Annotated in this window: 2 protein-coding genes; both read right to left on the bottom strand. The window is 49.8% G+C overall.

Annotated elements, in window-relative coordinates:
• Positions 1 to 158 precede the first annotated feature (158 nt).
• On the bottom strand, positions 159 to 1,625 hold the full coding sequence (locus ABYP73_RS12965) for a glutamate synthase subunit beta (RefSeq protein WP_372974615.1): 1,467 nt from the start codon (positions 1,623 to 1,625) through the stop codon (positions 159 to 161).
• Positions 1,626 to 1,634: 9 nt separating this feature from the next.
• A partial coding sequence (locus ABYP73_RS12960; RefSeq protein ID WP_372974614.1) for a hypothetical protein occupies positions 1,635 to 2,057 on the bottom strand: 423 nt, incomplete at its 5' end.

The raw sequence follows: 2,057 nt of genomic DNA, 5'->3' as shown, positions 1-2,057 counted from the left end.
GCAATATGGGTGCTTTTTTTATGTACCTACCTCAAGGGAAGCCAAGGGAAGATCCCAGGTCCCTACTACATCCTACCCCCGGGGGACATACGTCCTTATTCCCCCTTGAAGACAAAATACCTTTCCATCCCGAAGTAAGAAAGCAGGGAAATAGGAATCTAAACTCGTGGTAAGTCCCCCTCGCCTTTCAAAGGCAGATCTGATCCTCCCATCAGATACCTATCCACATGATACGCAGCTTGCCTGCCTTCCGAAATAGCCCATACTATCAAAGATTGTCCCCTTCTCTGGTCTCCGGCAACAAATACCCCGGGTACGTTGGTTTGATAGTCCCTGGGGGAAGCCTTGATATTGGTCCGGGGATCGGCTTCGAGGCCCAATTGTTCAGCAAGGGTCATTTCAGAACCTGTAAATCCGAGCGCCAGTAAGGCCAGATCACAGGGCCATTCTTTTTCCGTTCCCTCAATTTCCTTCAACTTCATCCGCCCTCCAGGTTCTTTAATCCATTCTACTTCGGAAGTGACCAGGCCTTTGAGATCTCCTTTCTCATCGCCAATAAATTTCTTGGTGGATATACTGAAAACCCTTTCCGCCCCTTCCTTGTGAGAGGAACTGGTCCGAAGGCGCATAGGCCAAAACGGCCAGGGCTGATCCTGGGGTCTGCCCTCGGTAGGCTTGCTCAGAATCTCAAAATTGGTCACGGTTTTCGCTCCCTGCCTGAAGGAGGTTCCAATACAATCTGATCCCGTATCGCCCCCTCCGATCACGATCACGTGCTTGTCCGTGGCCATGATCTCATTTTCAAATTTCTTTTTCCCATCTACCCTGCGGTTATTTTGGGCCAGAAAATCCATCGCCTGCACTACTCCGTTCAGGTCAGCTCCCTCTATCGGGAGATTTCTGCGTACCGTAGCTCCACCGCAGAGGACCAGGGCATCATATTCGGTCTTAAGCTCTTTAGCCGGCAAATCAATCCCGATATGTACTCCGCACTTAAAGACGATCCCTTCCTCTTCCAGGACTTTCAGACGCCTGTCAATCACGTGCTTTTCCATCTTAAAATCAGGGATACCGTATCTCAAAAGCCCTCCGGGTTTCTCATCCCTCTCATAGACTGTTACCCAATGTCCAGCCCTGTTGAGTTGCTGGGCAGCTGCCAGTCCGGCCGGACCGGACCCAATAACGGCAATTTTTTTACCTGTCCTCGTTTCAGGTGGGTTAGCTTTAATCCACCCCTTTTCAAAGGCAGTTTCAACGATGTTTTTCTCAATATTCTCTATCGTTACCGGGTCTTCATTGATGCCCAGTACGCAGGCCTCTTCGCAGGGTGCCGGGCAAAGCCTGCCGGTGAATTCGGGAAAATTGTTGGTGGCGTGAAGGATTTGTGCAGCCTTTTCCCATTTGCCCCTATAAACAGCATCGTTAAAATCCGGAATAAGATTCCCTAACGGACATCCGCTGTGACAAAAAGGGATTCCACAATCCATACAGCGTGCTCCCTGTTCCTTCAGTTCGTTTTCCTTCAGAGGCACAGTGAATTCCTTAAAATTCTTGATCCTCTTTTCAACCGGTTTATAAGGTTCTGTCTTCCTTTTGTACTCTAAAAATCCCGTGATCTTTCCCATGTCTCCTTCCTAGGTAATTTGTAATTTCTCTTCCTCTAATCTCAGCAATGCCTGCCTGTACTCCTCAGGGAACACCTTGATGAATTTGGGAAGATACTGCTCCCAATTCTCGAGGATCCGCTGGGCAAGCGGACTGAAAGTTGCGTTATAGTGATTCTCGATCAGGGTCTTCAATTGCTGAACGTCCTTCTCTTCCTCAACGGCCAGCAGGTTCAGGGCTTCCTTGTTGCAGCGTTGGTCAAAGGTCTTGTTCTCATCCAGCACATATGCGATCCCGCCGCTCATTCCGGCTCCAAAGTTTCGTCCCACTTCTCCGAGGATGACGGCAACTCCCCCTGTCATATACTCACATCCATGGTCCCCAATGCCCTCTACGACGGCTGTAGCCCCTGAATTTCTGACACAGAAGCGTTCGCCGGCCTTGCCGTTGAT

It is taken from the genome of Muriicola sp. (genome assembly GCF_041567615.1).
In the GTDB taxonomy this organism is placed as follows: domain Bacteria; phylum Bacteroidota; class Bacteroidia; order Flavobacteriales; family Flavobacteriaceae; genus Muriicola.
This window is presented reverse-complemented; position numbering and strand designations above follow the sequence as displayed.